Annotated in this window: 14 protein-coding genes; 5 read left to right on the top strand and 9 right to left on the bottom strand. The window is 32.4% G+C overall.

Annotation, left to right across the window (positions count from 1 at the left end; all coding sequences use genetic code 11):
* Window positions 1–49 precede the first annotated feature (49 nt).
* From bamA to BM072_RS12595, 5 genes are all read right to left on the bottom strand, one after another.
* The gene (gene bamA / locus BM072_RS12615) at window positions 50–2572 is read right to left on the bottom strand and encodes an outer membrane protein assembly factor BamA (protein ID WP_245752176.1); all 2523 of its coding nucleotides are present in this window, start codon (window positions 2570–2572) and stop codon (window positions 50–52) included.
* Window positions 2573–2592: 20 nt separating this feature from the next.
* Window positions 2593–3336: an isoprenyl transferase gene (locus BM072_RS12610; RefSeq protein WP_092909168.1), complete on the bottom strand. Its 744-nt coding sequence runs from the start codon at window positions 3334–3336 to the stop codon at window positions 2593–2595.
* Window positions 3337–3347: 11 nt separating this feature from the next.
* Window positions 3348–4121 carry a type IX secretion system protein PorG gene (gene porG, locus BM072_RS12605; protein WP_125113454.1) on the bottom strand — a complete coding sequence of 258 codons (774 nt, stop codon included), beginning with the start codon at window positions 4119–4121 and terminating at the stop codon, window positions 3348–3350.
* Window positions 4122–4238: 117 nt separating this feature from the next.
* Window positions 4239–5123 (bottom strand): NAD kinase, encoded by an 885-nt coding sequence (locus tag BM072_RS12600; protein WP_177190317.1) that lies wholly within the window; start codon window positions 5121–5123, stop codon window positions 4239–4241.
* The gene (locus BM072_RS12595; RefSeq protein WP_092909036.1) at window positions 5123–5779 is read right to left on the bottom strand and encodes a CBS domain-containing protein; all 657 of its coding nucleotides are present in this window, start codon (window positions 5777–5779) and stop codon (window positions 5123–5125) included. The genes BM072_RS12600 and BM072_RS12595 overlap by 1 nt, the downstream gene beginning before the upstream one ends.
* Window positions 5780–6043: 264 nt before the next feature.
* Between BM072_RS12595 and BM072_RS12590 the strand changes: the two genes are divergently transcribed.
* From BM072_RS12590 to BM072_RS12580, 3 genes are read left to right on the top strand one after another with little or no spacing between them, the layout of a single operon-like run.
* Window positions 6044–6961 carry a mevalonate kinase family protein gene (locus tag BM072_RS12590; protein ID WP_092909035.1) on the top strand — a complete coding sequence of 306 codons (918 nt, stop codon included), beginning with the start codon at window positions 6044–6046 and terminating at the stop codon, window positions 6959–6961.
* 25 nt (window positions 6962–6986) lie between these two features.
* Window positions 6987–7910, top strand: a complete 924-nt coding sequence (locus tag BM072_RS12585; RefSeq protein ID WP_092909034.1) for a UbiA family prenyltransferase — start codon at window positions 6987–6989, stop codon at window positions 7908–7910.
* 10 nt (window positions 7911–7920) lie between these two features.
* The gene (locus tag BM072_RS12580; RefSeq protein WP_092909033.1) at window positions 7921–9000 is read left to right on the top strand and encodes a pseudouridine synthase; all 1080 of its coding nucleotides are present in this window, start codon (window positions 7921–7923) and stop codon (window positions 8998–9000) included.
* Window positions 9001–9067: 67 nt separating this feature from the next.
* Here BM072_RS12580 and BM072_RS12575 read toward each other — a convergent pair whose 3' ends face one another.
* The 3 genes from BM072_RS12575 to rluF all read right to left on the bottom strand — a co-directional run bounded on the left by BM072_RS12575 (window position 9068) and on the right by rluF (window position 13320).
* Complete coding sequence (locus BM072_RS12575) at window positions 9068–11512, bottom strand: alpha/beta hydrolase family protein (protein ID WP_092909032.1); 2445 nt, start codon at window positions 11510–11512, stop codon at window positions 9068–9070.
* Between the two features lie 136 nt (window positions 11513–11648).
* Entirely contained in the window at window positions 11649–12239 is a 591-nt protein-coding gene (locus tag BM072_RS12570; protein ID WP_092909031.1) for an ester cyclase, read from the bottom strand.
* 169 nt (window positions 12240–12408) lie between these two features.
* Complete coding sequence (gene rluF / locus BM072_RS12565) at window positions 12409–13320, bottom strand: 23S rRNA pseudouridine(2604) synthase RluF (RefSeq protein ID WP_092909030.1); 912 nt, start codon at window positions 13318–13320, stop codon at window positions 12409–12411.
* Between the two features lie 111 nt (window positions 13321–13431).
* On the opposite strand from rluF, the gene BM072_RS12560 reads away from it, so the two are divergent.
* Both BM072_RS12560 and BM072_RS12555 read left to right on the top strand, forming a co-directional pair.
* Complete coding sequence (locus BM072_RS12560) at window positions 13432–13779, top strand: arsenate reductase family protein (protein ID WP_092909029.1); 348 nt, start codon at window positions 13432–13434, stop codon at window positions 13777–13779.
* 9 nt (window positions 13780–13788) lie between these two features.
* Complete coding sequence (locus BM072_RS12555; RefSeq protein ID WP_092909028.1) at window positions 13789–15927, top strand: S9 family peptidase; 2139 nt, start codon at window positions 13789–13791, stop codon at window positions 15925–15927.
* Between the two features lie 55 nt (window positions 15928–15982).
* Here the strand turns inward: BM072_RS12555 and BM072_RS12550 are convergent, their stop codons facing one another.
* Window positions 15983–18181 carry a M1 family metallopeptidase gene (locus tag BM072_RS12550; protein ID WP_092909027.1) on the bottom strand — a complete coding sequence of 733 codons (2199 nt, stop codon included), beginning with the start codon at window positions 18179–18181 and terminating at the stop codon, window positions 15983–15985.
* Window positions 18182–18197: the final 16 nt, after the last annotated feature.

Below are 18197 nucleotides of genomic sequence, written 5' to 3'. Positions count from 1 at the left end.
GTGTTAATTCTAAAATTATGCCAAAACGTTTTGGTTAATTATTAAACGATTAGAATTGTTGTCCGATGATAAAGTGTGTTTGAAAACCAGAGCGTTCTGTTTGTCCAAATCCTTTATCAAGTCCATATCCAAAGTCAAATCCTAATAATCCGAATGCTGGCATAAAAATACGTACACCTGCACCAACCGAACGTTTTAACTCAAACGGTTTAAATTCGCTTGTATTGTTCCAAACATTACCACCTTCTGCAAAAGTTAATGCATAAATTTTAGCTGTTTGGCTCATTGTAATTGGGTAACGTAACTCTAACGTATATTTATTGTAGATTGTTCCACCTCCTTCTGGTGTAATATCTCCTGTTTGTCCACCAGAATTTGTTGCATCTTCGTAACCTCTTAAAGAGATGATTTCGCGTCCATCAAAACGGTTTTGGTTCAATCCTGTTCCTCCTAAATAAAAACGTTCGAAAGGAATCGTTCCTACTTTACGGTTATATGTTCCTAAAACTCCAAATTCTCCTCCAGCTTTTAAAACTAACTTTCCTGTTAATTCTTTATAGAAATATGCTTTTGCTTTGAATTTGTAATACTCTAACCATTTAAACTTCTCTACATCAGTGATATTTGAATAGTCTTTGTTATTTACAGACGAATATGGAAAAGTCGTTGTAAAAGCTAAGCTAATTTCTGATCCTGATTGTGGAAAAATTGGATCTGGTCCTGCTGAATTACGTGTTAAACCAATTGTATAGTTTAAGTTATTTGACGAACCATTTTCATATTCTAAATTACCAACTGATAAGTTATAGTTATCAAAATTATAACGTTGATAAGCGATAGAATGTGATAATCTGAAATAATCATCTGGCCAAGTTAATAACTTTGTTAAACCAACTGATCCTCCAATGATATCTAATTTAGATTTTTGTCCGTAATTATCTCTATAATCATATTGAGAATAGTAAACAGATGTTGATAAAGCTGTTGGGCGTTTACCACCTATCCATGGCTCTGTAAAAGAGAAACTGTAGTTTTTGTATCCATTACCTGCTTGCGCACGTAAAGATAAAGACTGTCCATCTCCCATTGGTACAGGTTTCCATGCTTTTCTATTAAATATATTTTTGATTGAAAAGTTACCAAACGTTAATCCTAATGTTCCGATAAAAGTTCCTGCTCCATATCCTCCTTGTAATTCTACTTGAGAAGATGATTTTGGTGCAACTTTCCATTCTACATCAACTGTATTATTTTCTGGATTTGGTTGAATATCTGGTACAATTTGCGTTGGCTCTAAATATCCTAAACCAGCTAATTCCATCATTGTACGTTTGATGTCAGATTTAGAGAATAAATCTCCAGGTTTTGTTCTTAACTCACGGTACAAAATATGATCATGGGCTTCTGTATTTCCGTTAATCATTACTTTGTTTAAAGTAGCTTGTACGCCTTCGTAAATTTTTATATCTAAATCAATTGTATCATTTTTTACACTTTTTTCTACAGGAACTGCTTTTGCAAACAAATAACCTCTGTCCATATATAAAGTCGAAATATCATCGTCTTTTTCTGAACCAGAAATCTTTTTATTGATACCTACAGCATCATAACGATCTCCTGTTTTGTACGAAAATATACGTTGTAATTGATCCGAAGTAAAGATAGAGTTACCAGAAAAAGTTACATTACCTAAATAATATGGTTTACCTTCTTCTATTTTAACTTTTACGATAACGTTTTTATCATCAACTTTCTGAACTTCTTCTGAAGCAATTTTTGCATCTCTAAAACCTACAGATTTGTATTCTTCTACAACTGTTTTTAAATCTTCTTGATACTTTTCAGGAATCATTTTAGACGATTTGAAAACGTTTATAGATTTACGTTTTGTATTTTTAAATCCTTTTTTACGTAAACGTGCCGAAGTTAAATTCGTATTACCTTCAAAAATAATGTCTTTGATTTTAACACGTTCTCCTTTCGAAACATTTAATGTAATATTTTCTTCGTCTTCTTTACCAACAACTGGCTGACGATCTACAACTATTGTTGAGTTCGGAAAACCTTTTCCTGTGTAATAATCCTTGATTTTATTACGTGTCGTGTTAATTAAACTTTGGGTAACTTTTACACCTGGGTTTAATTTATTTTGCTTGATTAAATCTTCGCGTTGCGATTTTTTAACCCCATTAATTTTGATTTCTCCTAAACTTGGAACAGATATTAAAGCAAGCTCTAAAGTAACTTGATCGCCTTCTATTTTAGCTACGTATAAATCAATATCCGAAAATAAATTTGATCTCCATAGCTTTTTTACAGCATTATTTACTTTTGTACCAGGCAATTCTATGTCTTCGCCAATCGCAAAACCTGCATAACGGATAATTTGGTTTTTAGAGAATTTGGTATCTCCTGATACAAGAACATCTTTTAATTTAAATGTTTTTGCATTTGCATAATCTATAACAAAATTATCTTGTTGAGTTGAATCAATGTTTTTAGTAGAGTCGACTACTTGCGCGTGTGCCATATAAGCACCTAGCATGCACATTGTCCAAAAAATTTTCTTCATAATCCTCTGTTTCAGTTCGATTAGTTCGTTAATTGCTCGCTTATTTTACCAAATCTGCGTTCGCGGTTTTGATAATTTAAAATGGCTTTATAAAATTCTTCTTCTTTAAAATCAGGCCAAAGAACTTCTGTAAAATATAATTCTGCATAGGCTATTTGCCATAATAAGAAATTACTGATACGTGTTTCTCCGCTTGTTCTAATCATTAAATCTACCATTGGTAGATCGTGAGTATATAGGTTTTTGTGAACTAATTCTTCGTTAAAATCTTGATCGGTTATTTCGCCTTCTTTATACTGATGCGCAATTGTTTTTATTGCACTTAGTAATTCTTCTTTAGAACCATAACTTAATGCCAATGTTAATACGCAACTGGTATTAGCCTTGGTTAATTCCATTGCTTCGGTTAAGTCTTTGTTGGCTTTTCGTGGTAATTTGGTCATATCGCCAATTACATTTAATCGAATACCATTTTTATGAAGTTCTTTTATTTCATCTTTGATGGCAGAACTTAATAAAGTCATTAAAACTGTAACTTCAAGTTTTGGACGATTCCAATTTTCGGTAGAAAAAGCATAAAGTGTAAGATATTGTATTCCTAATTTTCGGCAAGTTTCTATAGAAGAACGTACGGCTCCTAAAGCGCTTTTGTGACCAAAAGTTCTTTCTTTTCCATTCTTCTTTGCCCATCTTCCGTTTCCATCCATAATGATGGCTACGTGATTAGGTAAATTATTCTTATCTATTTGGTTTTCTAAACTAATCTCCATTTTTCTTAATCGCAATAACATGCAGGACGTCCGAAACTATATGTTAAGGTAATTCCTGATAAAACATACCAATCTTTGTTTGATGTGTTTCCAAAATGTCTTTTATCAAATTCATCTACAGGTAAAACTCCGTCAGCAATTGCATTTTTGAAATTGTCCGTAAACTTTCCTGTATTATAATCTAAATAATCTGAGCTTGTGTAACGTACACCTGTCTCAAATGATAAAATCCAACTATAATTAAATCTAAATTTATACCCAACACCAAAAGGAATGGTTAAATTTGAATTGTATTTTGTTTTTTCTATAATAGTGTTATCTGTTGCACTATAATCGTATTCTTTTCCTTTCGCTGAAAAAGCTCCAACTCCAAAAAATAAATAAGGAGATTGTGCAGTTTCTTGATCATCATTGATATTAAAGAAATTATACTCGAACATTAAAGAACCTTCTACAATATTATTTCTGAAATTTTTATTTCTATCTAATTTATATTGCTCTTTTGAACGATGATCGCTAGCACCAACTTTAGAATAAGATATATTTGCTCTAAAACCCATGTACGGATTGATATTAAAACGGTATAAACCTCCTATAGAAATTGGTAAAAAAATCTTTCCACCTGGTTCTGTTTTTGTTGGAAAAGGATTGATATAACTGCCTTTACCTATATCTCCAATCACATTTGCTCCACCAGCAAAAATTCCGAGTTCGTGTCTTTGCGCAAAAATCATTTGCGAAGTGCACAGTATAAAAACGAACAAAAATAATCTTCTCATGTGTTCTATTATTTTTTCGGCTTTTGCTTTAGATATCTATTAAATTCGAACAAATATAAACAAAAGTCAATTCAACGTAACTGATTTAACAAAAATTAAGAAGTTTTATTGTAAATTTTAATTTCTTTTATCAGATCCCCAAAGCATTTTTTCTCTCAAAGTTGTAAAGTAAGTCGCGTCTACAGCTTCAACAATTAAGATTTTAAAGTCTGCTTTTTCTATTGTCAATTCAACATCAGTTGTTAAAGGAAAGTTACGAGAATCTAAGGATAAGAAATATTCGTTGGCACGACTTCGTATTTTTAAGTCAATTTTTGCATCTTCTGATACAACTAATGGACGTACATTTAGATTATGTGGCGCAACTGGTGTAATTATAAAATTTTGATTGGATGGATGTACAATTGGTCCTCCACAGCTTAATGAATATCCTGTAGATCCTGTTGGTGTTGAAATAATTAATCCATCAGACCAAAAAGAATTTAAAAATTCGTTATCCAAATACGTGTCAACAGTTATCATACTTGTTGTTTCGCGGCGAACAACTGTTACTTCGTTAATGGCAAAATTATTTTCAATTTCTACGCCATCGCTTCTTTTTACAGTTAATAAAGTGCGTGGAATGATATTATAATCGCCACTAAAAAAACTATCTAACTGTTCTAATAATACACTTTTATTGATTGTTGCTAAAAAACCTAAACGTCCAGTATTTACACCGATTATCGGAATCATGGTGTCTTTTACAATTGTTGTTGCAGAAAGTATTGTTCCGTCTCCACCAAAACTAAATAAAAATTTTACTGATTTATCTAAATCTTCGTACGAAGTATAGGTTTCAACTTTTTCTAAATTAAGATCTGTCGATTCTTTTAAAATTTCTAAGAATTTTTTTTCGACACAATAAACAATTTCATTGTCGTGTAAATAATTAAGAAAAGGAGATATAATATCAACTAAAGAAGTACTTGTTTTTTGTCCGAAAAGAGCAACTTTTATCATTAGGTATTCATATATTTTAATAACTGCGCATAACGACTTTGCAGTAATTCTTGTTTTTCGTCGTTATAAAATTTTTGAATCACTTGATAACCATAGCGTTCTAATGTTTCGCCAATCGTCAATAAATTTGACGAACTAAATTTTAACAAAACATACACACTATCATCCTTATAACCAACAATTAACATACCCAATATTTTACCATTATTGGCCTCGATAATATTAGAAATTGCCGTCATCGATAAATCTTTTTCAGCTATCGAAACTAACATCGAAACACCTTCTGCAGATACAAAAGGAAAGTTTGCAAATGTATTTATAATATCATTTTCTGTTATCGAGCCTATGTAATTAGAATGTTCGTTGATAATCGGAAGTATATTCGCCTGATTCGTGTACATCATCTGAATCGCTTCTAAAAGCGTGCTTGAATCTGACAGAAAAAAATTCTCTAAATAAGATGTATAATCAACAACCTTATTTTCAAAAGACAATTCTATCAAATCTTCTTCAGAAATATTCCCAATAAAATCCAACCCTTTAAACATAGGCAAATGCGTCAGTTTATTCTCTTGCACAACTTCTAAAAGCTGATTAGGAGAATAACTAAATTTCCCAGGTTTTATCTCGTTCGAAATATATTCAGTAATATACATGCCGCAAATTTATATATTTTAATGTACTCTTTCCTACTTTTTAATCTTGATTTAAGATTTATTTTAACAATTAAACGATTTTAACTCGCTTCATTTCAAAAGAATTACGCAAATAATATTCCAAAATAGCGGTTTAGCAGAAAAATAAGTGTATCTTAAATTTCAACAATTGTGATTTACAATTTCTTAAACTATTTCTCTTCAACAATTTTTATAAAGAATGGCTTAAAATTTGTAACTTTGCAGTACCAATTTTTTCATTGAATGAAGAACCCATTATTTTATGCCAAAATATTATTGTTTGGCGAATATGGAATCATCGAAAATTCGAAAGGACTTACGATTCCCTATAATTTTTATCAAGGTGCATTAAAATTTGAACCTTCTGAAATTGCAGAACAATCAAATGCTCACCTTAAAAATTATGCGAAATTTTTAGAAGATAATTTTGCAGACACGTTTGACACAAAATCTTTTTCGGAAGATGTTGCAAACGGAATGTATTTTGACTCAAACATTCCGCAAGGATATGGTGTAGGTAGTTCTGGCGCTTTAGTTGCTGCTATTTACGACAAATACGCATTCGATAAAATTGATATCAATCAAAATCTTAACAAAGAAAAAATTAGCGAATTAAAAGCTCTTTTCGGGAATTTAGAATCTCATTTTCACGGAAAAAGTTCGGGTATCGATCCGTTGATTTGCTACATGAATATTCCACTTCTTATACAATCTAAAGACGATATTTCTACAATTGGTTTACCAGCTGCGGATAATAACGGAAAAGGAGCTGTTTTCTTAATTAATTCTGGTACGCCAGGAGAAACTGCGCCAATGATTCATATTTTCTTTGAAAAAATGAAGAAAGAAGGTTTCCGTAAAACATTGAAAGAAGAATTTATCAAATACAACAATGCGTGTATTGAAAATTTTGTGAAAGGAGAATACAATCCTTTATTTTCTAATCTTCAGAAATTATCTGCTTGGGGTTACGAACATTTTCGTCCTATGATTCCTCAAAAATTAGTTAATGCTTGGAAAACAGGTATTGATACAGATACTTATTATCTTAAACTTTGTGGTTCTGGCGGCGGTGGCTATGTTTTAGGTTTTACACAAGACTATGACAAAGCAAAAAGTTACTTAAAAGACTTCCAAACCGAAGTGATTTACAAATTCTAATAGAAATTTACTAAAATATTAATCGATGAATACACAGAAAATAATTCTAAAAATTATTGCGTTATTTTCTGTTATTCGTGGATATAATCTAATTGTGCTGATTTTGGCGCAATATCTTGCTGCACTTTTTATTTTTGCACCAAATGTTGGGCATCGTCAATTATTAACCAATCCCAGATTAGACGGTATCATTCTTTGTTCTATACTTTGTGTGGCGGCTGGTTATATCATCAATAATTTTTATGATTTAGAAAAAGACGAACTAAAACGACCTTTGCAAGTTTATCTACAAAAACAAGTTTCGCAAGGTTTTAAACTCACCGTTTATATTATTCTAAATGCTGCTGCATTGATTATTGCTGCACTAATTTCGTGGAAAGTTTTTATTTTCTTTTTAGTATACCAATTTCTAGTTTGGTATTATAGCCACAAAATCAACCGATTTGCGTTGATTAAGAATTTTTATCTTGTCATTATTCGCGTAATGCCATTTTTTGCATTATTGGTCTATTTTGACAATTTTTCTTTTCAATTGGCTTTACACGCTACTTTTTTGACAATTTTATTCTTAATTACAGATATCGTTAAAGATCTAAGTTCTCAAAAAGCAGATTTAATTTACAATTACGATTCTATTCCAATCAAATACGGAATAGATTTTACAAAAGTATTAGTCACAAGTTTATTATTAATAGACATTATCATTGGTTTTATCATCATTTCTAAAGATGATGTTGGCGCAATGAAATATTTTTTTGTTGTAGCAAATATTAGCTTTATCATTATTTTATTATTGATTTGGCGCTTAAAAACTACACAAGAATATAAGATTTTACATTATTTTTTTAAGGGAATGATTGTTGCGGGCGTATTTAGTATCGTATTAATCGAAATAAATCCCTTAACTTTGCAAACTATTGCGCAAAATTTTAATAGGCGCATAAATTAATCAAATTCAAATGAATAACAGACGAAATCAATCCAACAACAAAAATTCCCAAGGCGGGAATGCTCGTGGTAAAGGAGGAAGTAATTCATCTTCTTCATCATCAAGACCAAGCGGAGGGAAAGGAAAACCGTCTTTTGGAGGAAGTAAACCAAGTTTTGGTGCTAAGCCCGAAGGTGGAAGACCTTCTTTTGGTGGAAGCAAGCCAAGCTTTGGTACTAGATCTGAAGGTGGGAAACCAGCTTTTGGAGGTAGCAAACCAAGTTTTGGTAGCGCTAGACCTTCTGAAGACGGAAAGAAAAGTTTTGGACCAAAAAAACCGTTTAACAAATTTGGTGAACAACCATTTGTTAAAAGACTGAAAAAAGCACCAGTTGATGACGGGACTATTCGTTTAAATAAATATGTAGCGAATGCAGGGATTGCATCCAGAAGAGAGGCCGACGAGTTGATCAAAACTGGAATTGTTACAGTGAATGGTCAAGTTATTTCGGAAATGGGTTACAAAGTACAACCTGATGATGAAGTGCGTTTCGATGGGAAAAAAATCTCTTCGCAAAAAAATGTTTATTTCTTATTGAATAAACCAAAAGGATTTATTACAACTTCTAAAGACGAAAAAGATCGTCAAACTGTAATGGATTTAGTAAAAACAGCAACAACTGCACGTATTTTTCCAGTTGGTCGCTTAGATAGACAAACAACAGGTGTTTTATTGTTTACGAATGACGGATATTTAACTAAAAAGTTAACGCATCCAAGTCATGATGTTAAAAAAATCTACCACGTTACCTTAGATAAAAAATTAACAGCTAATGATATGGCTGATATTAAGAAAGGTATCCGTTTAATTCCGGAAGGAATTGCTATCGTAGATGATATTTCTTACATAGAAGGTAGACCGAAAAATGAAATCGGAATCGAAATCCACATTGGCTGGAATCGTGTTGTCCGTCGTCTTTTCGAAAAATTAGATTATAAAGTTGAAACTTTAGACCGTGTATCTTTTGCAGGTTTAACTAAAAAAGCTTTAGGTCGTGGAGAATACAGAGCTTTAACTGAGCTTGAAGTAAACTTCTTAAAAATGATGTAATAACCTCATCATAAAAACAAAAACCTCGCAATTGCGAGGTTTTTTTATATCTAAATAAATTGAAATTCTACTTTTTCTCTGTATCCTTTCCTTTATTTTTTACATATTTTTCTAACCATTGATCTTGCTCCCACAAAACGTGTAAAACAGATTCTTCGGCCGCATAACCATGTGATTCTTGTGGTAAAAGAACCAAACGAGTTGTTGCTCCTAAACCTTTCAAGGCATTAAAATAACGCTCAGATTGCATCGGAAAAGTTCCTGTATTGTTATCCGCTTCTCCGTGAATTAACAACAAAGGTGTTTTCATTTTATCTGCATTCTGAAAAGGTGCCATTGTGTTGTAAACATCTGGCGCTTCCCAATAACTACGTTGTTCTGATTGAAAACCAAATGGCGTTAATGTACGGTTATAAGCTCCCGAACGCGCGATACCAGCCGCAAATAAGTTAGAATGTGTTAACAAGTTAGCCGTCATAAACGCTCCATAAGAGTGTCCACCAACTGCAACTCTTGCCCTATCAATGTAACCCAATTTATCTACCGCATCAATTGCTGCTTTTGCATTTGCAACCAATTGTGGCACATACGTATCATTTGGCTCTTGTTTACCTTCTCCAATAATTGGGAAAGCAGCATCGTCTAAAATTGCATAACCTTTTAATGCCCAAAAAATTGGTCCACCATAAGAAGGCGTTACAAATTGGTTTTCTGAAGTTGTAACTTGTCCTGCTGTAGACGCATCTTTAAACTCGCGCGGATAAGCCCACATTAGCATTGGTAATTTTTCTTTCTTCTTTTTATCGTAGTTTGGTGGCAAATATAATGTTCCAGATAATTCTACACCATCTTCACGCTTATATTTAATCAACTCTTTTGTTACACCGTTTAGTGCTTCGAAAGGGTTTTTATTAAATGTAATTTGTTTTGCCTTTCCTCCTTTCTGAAAAATATTACGAACAAATAAATTCGGATATTCAGTTTTTGATTGAATACGTTCTAAAACAATTCCTTTTTTAGGATCGATTACATTGGTAATTTGCTCTAATTTATCAGATTTTTGAGCTCTCCATAAACGAGAAGTTTTCAATGTTTTTAAATCTAATTCATCAATAAAAGGTAAAATTCCTTCTGGAGAAGCACCATCACCTTGAAGCATGATTTTATCTTTATTGATAGCTAAAACATTCCATCCAAACTCATTTACATCACGTACAAAATCTCCTGGATTGTTGTAAGCATCTTGCTCATTACGGTTAAAGAAACGTTTTGCTTCTTGTTGAGGATTTGATGGATTGAATAAATACGAACTCGTATTACGTGTATTGTACCAAGAATCTGCAACAATTGCTACATTATCATTTCCCCAAACAACACCATCAAAACGGTCTTTTACTTTTACCAATTCTTGCTTTTGTCCCGTAAACGGAGCATCTAATTGATAAAGAGCATCACGAAATTCTGCTGGTTTATTCGCATCACCACCGTCTAAAGCCTCAACCCAATATAAAGTCGAAGGTTTATCGGCTCTCCAATACAAACCACGTTTTCCTGTTACTGTAGAAGAAAATCCTTTTGGCACAACTTCTTGTAATTCTTTTTTGTTCACATTCTGAACCAATTGTCCCGAAACATCATAAACATCTGCCGAAGCTGGGAAACTACCGTAAGTTACAATATAAGAAAATGGAGCTTTGATTTGATTTACCAAAACAAATTTTCCGTCAGGAGAATTCGAAATACTTGTATACATCGCAGCATTTAACCATTTAGATTTTGCGCCCGATGTTGCGTCAACTTTGTATAATTCTGAACGTACTAATTGTTCAAAATTAAACTCGTCATTTTTATTTTTTAATAAATCTTGATATGTTCTATTTTGAGCTTCTTTACCATCACTTACAGAAACAGTTGGTCCAACTGGTAGAGCTTTTGCTGTATTGATTAATGGTTTTCTATCCGAAGGAAGCACTTTTACAACCAATGTTTTGTTATCTGACATCCACGCAAATGGACGACCAAGATTTGCATTTAATTGATCTTCATAAACCTTTGTTGCTTGCAAAGATTTTACATCAACTATCCAAAGCTCAACACCTTTATCTGTAGTGTTTGTAAGTGCAAATTTAGAATCGTTGTTGTTCCAAGATTGGTTTGAGAATTTACCTGATTGTGGTAATCCTGCAATTGTTTTTTCTTGTCCCGTTTTTAAATCTAAAAAAGTTACTTTATCGCTAAAATTCTCTCTCGAATTGATATTTGTAACTGGATTAATACGCAATCCTGCTAATCTCAATTCTGTTTCAGATAATTCTGCAATTGATTTGTAACGAGATTTGTATGATAAAAAAGCATTTTCTCCTTTTCCATCAACCGATGTTGTTGGTGGTAATGGAGCAGTTGCTAATTGTAGAATTTCTTTGGTAGGTTGTTGATACGTTAAACTTTCTTGTGCTTTTATCGAACTGAATGATAAAGACAAGAAAAGTAATGATAATACAATTTTCTTCATGTGATTTTAACTATTTTACTTTATAAAGATATTGTATTTTAGTTAAAATCAAAATATAGCTATAATACATAAAAGCCCTTAAAAAATTCTAAATTTAGAATTTTTTAAGGGCTTTTAGATACATATTTTATGAATTCTATAATCCTATTTGTTTCATATAACTCTGATTATCCCAAAACAAATATTCCTCGCTCATTGTTCCATCTTCTTTCCAAATACCAATAGTAGCCATTGGTAATTTAAACTTTTTACCTGTTGGTTGTATAAAACCACCTTTACCATCAGGCATTGGTTTAGTAAAAGTTCCTTCCATTATACCTGTAACAGCAGTCATATTACCTTGTCCTATTTTTATTGGATGCTCTTTAATTCTGGTATCAGGTGCGTAAACAAACATTGCTTCCATATCATCAATGTGTTTCTTAAGCCCTTTTGTGGTATGTCCGTCGGGAAAATGAACAATTACATCTTCTGCATGACTTTCATGAAAACGAGCCCAATCTCTTCTGCTAAAAACATTGAAATCTAATGTGTCGAATTTTACAAGATTTTTGGTTATCAATTCATTTGTTTTTGTCAATTCTTTTACTTGATTTCGTAATGAATCTAGTTCTGATTGACTTCCAGAAGAATTAGTAGTTCTTTCGCAACTGTTAAAAACAATTATAATTGAAGTAATAAAAGTTAGAATTGAACTAGTTTTTAAAGTAGTTTTAAAGTTTTTCATTTGATTAATTTTTATTTAATATTAGTAATAAATTGAATTTTATTAAAATGAAAAATTAAAGCAATTATCTAAAATTATTTTATTGGCAAATAAAAAGACTTAATCAAATACAAACATTTAAAACGCACTAATACATAATCGTTTATCTAAAAAAAACAAATGATTTAACCTATCTTCCTTTTCCTCCTTTTGCTTTGTTTGGATTACTTTTCCCAACACGTGCTTTTGATGCATTTGCAGGTTTTTTAACTGATTTTTTCTTAATCGGTTTTCCTTTTGAATCTTTAAAATCTGGTGAAATTTGAATGGCTTTTTTAACCGAAGGTTTCTTTGATTTCGCGGCTTGTTTCTTCTCTTCGTTTTGCTCCGAATCTTTTGTCAAACGGTTCAATTCAGTTAATTCTTCAAGTGTTAAATCTCGGTGTTGACCAACTCCAACATTCAACGTCAAATTCATAATACGAACACGTTCTAGCTTTTTAACCGAATAACCAAAATACTCGCACATACGACGAATTTGTCTGTTAAGACCTTGTATCAACGTAAGTTTAAAAACGTTTGTACTTATTTTTTCTATCTTACATTTTTTTGTCACAACATTCAGAATCGGCACTCCATTTGCCATTCTTGTACAAAATTCATCGGTAATTGGTTTATCAACCGTAACAATATATTCTTTCTCATGATTATTACCAGCGCGCAAAATTTTATTGACGATATCGCCATCACTTGTCAGTAAAATTAACCCTTGAGAATCTTTATCTAATCGACCAATTGGAAAGATACGTTCGCCGAAAGAAAGAAAATCTATAATATTATCCGGATCCGCAGAATCAGTTGTACACGTTACGCCAACCGGTTTATTAAGCATAATATAAGCTGCATTTTCTTTTGCTATAGGCTCAATCAATATTCCGTTTACGGTAACAACATCGTTAGGTTGCACTTGTCTTCCGACCTTTGCTACTCTACCGTTTATCATTACAACACGCTTTTCTATATATTGATCTGCTTCTCTTCTTGAACAAAAGCCACTTTCACTAATGTATTTATTTAATCGTAAAAAATTAGTTTCTTCCATGTTACAAAGATAGTTTTTTATCAAATTGAAATTTATTTATCAGAAATACTTTATCATTCGACAAAACGCCGAAACTTATTTATATTTACAAAACCTTACAAATTAATGATAATGAAAGAAGTATTTTTTTTGAAAACGTGCGATACTTGTAAACGAATCTTAAATGAATTTGATTTTACAGGTTTCGATTTACATGAAATAAAATCGACTGCAATTACAGAAGAGCAATTATACGAAATGAAAAATTTAGCGGGTAGTTACGAAGCTTTGTTTTCGAGACGCGCGCAGAATTATAAAAAATTAGGTTTAAAAGATGTTCAACTTTCAGAAGAAGACATCAAAAATTATATTTTATCTGATTATACTTTTCTGAAAAGACCAGTTATAATTGATGGTGATAAAATATTTGTTGGTAGCGAAAAGAAAAACTTAGAAGCCCTTGGGCAACATTTGAAATAGATCTCACACATGAAAAAAACAATTTTATTCAGCACACTTTTACTGAGCGCATCTCTATTGGCTCAGAAAAAGAACATCACAATGGATGAAGCTGTGCTTGGATTATCAACCAATTTACGCATTGATAATTTGAGTCAAGTACAATGGATTCCGAATCAAAATGCATTTACACAAAATGTAAAAACGTCTTATGGAGAAGCTTTAATTAAAAAAGAAGTGCCTTCTCTTAAAACAGATACAATTTTTAGAAGTTCTCAATTTGAGAACAAAAAAATTCCGACACTTAATTGGATCAACGATAAGCAAGCGTATTACGCGACAAAAACGGGTTACAAAACAATAACAACTACAGGCCAACAAGCCAATTGGTTTACGTTACCAGAAAAAGCAGAAAATGCCGAATTTGATGCTGTCAATAATCAAGTTGGATATGTGATTGACAATAACTTATTTTTTGTTGATAAAACGGGTAAAACAAATCAAATTACAACTGATGGAAAATATGAAATTGTAAATGGAAAATCAGTTCATCAAAATGAATTTGGTATTCACAAAGGAATTTTTATTTCACCAAAAGGTAATTTAGTTGCTTTTTATAGAATGGATCAAACTGTGGTTACAGATTATCCGATTATCGATTGGTCGGTTCAGCCAGCAGTTAGTAAAAATATCAAGTATCCTTTTGCAGGAACAAAAAATCATACAGTTACGTTGGGTGTTTATAATCCGACAACTCAAAAAACTATTTTCTTAGAAACTGAACCTCAAAAAGATCAGTATTTAACGGCTGTTACGTGGTCGCCAGACGAAAAATTTATTTACATTGGTATTTTATCTCGTAATCAAAAGCATTTAAAATTAAATCAATACGATGCAGTTTCGGGAAAATTAATCAAAACATTATTTGAAGAAAATGATGCAAAATATGTAGAACCTCAACACGAATTATACTTTGTTCCAGGAAAATCGAACGAGTTTATTTGGTGGTCACAACGAGATGGTTTTATGCATTTGTACCGTTTTAATACTGAAGGAAAATTAATCAATCAAATTACAAAAGGAGATTGGATTGTAACTGATATTGTTGGAGAAAACGCGAAGAAAAAAGAGTTGTTGGTAATGACAACGAAAGATTCTGCGAAAGAACGCCAATTATATGCGGTAAATTGGGAAAACGGAAAATTGCGTAAAATTACTTCTGATGCAGGAACGCATACTGTTTCGGTTTCTACAAACGGAGAATTTGCGATTGACAATTGGAGCAACGAAACGACACCTCGCAAAATAGATGTGGTTGAAACGACAGGAAAATTCAAACAAAATTTATTAATAGCTTCAAATCCTTTAACAAATTACAATACAGCCAAAGTTGAAAATGTAACCTTAAAAGCTGATGATGGAACAGATTTGTATGGTAAAATTATCTATCCAACAAATTTTGATCAAACCAAAAAATATCCGGTTATCGTGTATTTATACAATGGTCCGCATGCGCAATTAATCACAAATCGTTTTCCAGCTTCGGGAAATCTTTGGTACGATCATTTGGCAGAAAAAGGTTATGTTGTATTTACAATGGACGGACGCGGATCTGCAAATAGAGGTTTAAAATTTGAGCAAGCCATTCATGCAAATGTTGCAACAACTGAAATGAATGACCAAATGAAAGGTGTTGATTATTTAAAATCGTTGCCTTTTGTAGACGCAGAACGAATGGGAATACATGGTTGGAGTTATGGTGGTTTTATGACAACATCGTTTATGTTACGTAAACCAGATGTTTTTAAAGTTGGTGTAGCTGGTGGTCCAGTTTTAGATTGGTCGCAGTACGAAATTATGTACACAGAACGTTACATGGAATCGCCGCAAGATAATCCTGAAGGATTTAAGCAAACAAACTTAATAAACCGTGTTAAAGATTTGAAAGGTAAATTATTAATGATTCACGGAACACAAGATCCAGTTGTTGTTTGGCAACATTCGGTTGATTTTCTTCGTGAAGCAGTTAAAAATAAAGTGCAAATGGATTACTTTGTTTATCCAGGATATGAGCACAATGTTATCGGAAAAGATCGCGTTCATTTAATGCAAAAAATAACAGATTATTTTGATTTATACTTAAAACCAGAAAGTACAACTCAAAAATAAATTGAATAAAAAACCTCGCAATTGCGAGGTTTTTTTATCTTATCTAAACTCGTATTTACTTTTTCGTAAACACATATTTTTTTCCAGCTTCTTCTATACTAAATGATTTTTTATCCGCAGAAAAAATCGCATCCAAAGCGCCTTGTTCGTTTGAAAATTTATTATTTCCTTGATAATCTAACGGAATTGTTTGTCCATTAAACAATAAGTTCAATTTATTGTTCTCAACTTTCAAAACAAATTCAGTATTCATTTCTTTGTTTGCAAAAGTTCCTTCATATTCATTCAACTTCACAGCTTCTGTAAGTTTTGCATTTGCAAAATCAAACGTATTATTCTTTAAATCTGTATCGGGTAAATTTCCTTTTGGATCTAATTTTATTGTCGAAATTTCTTTTGTAGTTGGCACTTTAAAAATCCATTCTGTGTTACGTTTCCAAACCTCGATTGGTAATTTTGCCTCTTGCGAAGTTCCATCTTTAAAGTTGATTTGAATAGTTGTTGGCATTGGTAATTGCCCTAAATTCTCAACGTTTAAAACTACACCTTTCTTATAATCGCCATCTGCATATTTCGCACTAACTATACCTTGGTCTATTGTCCATTTATTCATAAACCAACCTCTCCAAAACCATGATAATTCTTCGCCAGAAACATTTTCCATTGTTCTGAAAAAATCTTCTGGAGTTGGATGTTTAAACGCCCAACGTTTTACATATTCGCGCAATGCTTTGTCAAACTTCTCTTCACCCAAAATAGTTTCGCGTAAAATCGTCATTCCAGCACCTGGTTTGTAATACAATAATGCACCAATATTACGTTCGCGCATATTGTCTGGCTGCGTTGTAACAGGTTCTAATCCATCTTTAAAAAAGAAACCTGCCATACGTTGCAATGATTGTGGTTTATAATATTCCCCATTGTTAAAATTCTTTGTCGAAATATTATTGATAAACGTATTAAAACCTTCGTCCATCCAACCATTTACACGCTCATTAGAACCAACAATCATCGGAAACCAAATATGTCCAAATTCGTGGTCTGTAACTCCCCAAAGACTTTCACCTTTCGAATTCATATGGCAAAAAACAATTCCAGGATACTCCATTCCGCCCTCATTTCCTGCAACATTTACAGCTGCTGGATAAGGATATTCAAACCATTGTTTTGAATAATGTTCGATTGATGCTTTTGTGTATTCGGTAGAGCGTGACCAAGCGGCTTGCCCATCGCTTTCTACTGGATAAGCAGAAATTGCAACCGATTTTTTACCACTTGCTAAATTAATTTTTGCAGCATCTAAAATAAACGCTGGCGATGACGCCCAAGCAAAATCGCGTGTGTTTTCTATTTTAAATTTCCATGTTTTCGTTCCTTTTGCAGATTTTTCTGCTTTGTTAACTTCGTCTGCAGAACGAATAATAACTGTTTTATCGCTATTTTTTGCTTGATCCCATTTCTTGATTTGATCTTTTGAATAAACATCAACAGGATTTAATAATTCGCCCGAAGCAACCACATAATGATTTGCCGGAACTGTGATATTCGCTGTGATATCACCATATTCTAAGAAAAATTCTCCCGCTCCTAAATACGGCAAAGTATTCCATCCCATAATATCATCGTAAACAGCCATACGCGGAAACCATTGCGCCATCGTATAAATTTTACCGTTTTTAGTTGGCTCAACTCCCATTCTGTCTGCACCATATTGCGGCGAAACAAAAGAATATTCTACTTTAATTTTTACTTTTCCACCTTTTGATTTTAAGTGATTAACCAAATCAATTTGCATGCGCGTATCCGAAATTGTGTAATGCGCATCCTTGCCATCAATCTGAACTGATTTAATTTTATAACCGCCATCAAACTGATTTCCAGATTCACCATAACGGCTTCCTGCCAATGGAACCAAAGCGCTACCACGCGAATCTTTTTTGAATAAGTTTTGATCCAATTGCAACCACAAAAATTCTAACTCATCAAAACTGTTGTTTGTGTATGTAATTTCAGAAGTTCCTATTAACTCGTTTGTTTGATCGTTTAAGCTAATATCTAAGTTATAATCAGCTCTATTTTGCCAATAATTATGACCTGGTTTTCCGCTCGCAGAACGCGTTTCGGTACCATTATTTTGATAAAAAAAAGGTTTAAAAGCTTCTTGATAATCATACTTTGGCTTTTCTTGTGCCAAAACACTTATCGAAAATAAGCTTAATCCTAAAAGAATTGGTTTAAAATAATTTGTTCTCATGTGTGATATTTTACAA

Source organism: Algoriella xinjiangensis, assembly GCF_900115015.1.
Lineage (GTDB): Bacteria > Bacteroidota > Bacteroidia > Flavobacteriales > Weeksellaceae > Empedobacter > Empedobacter xinjiangensis.
This window is presented reverse-complemented; position numbering and strand designations above follow the sequence as displayed.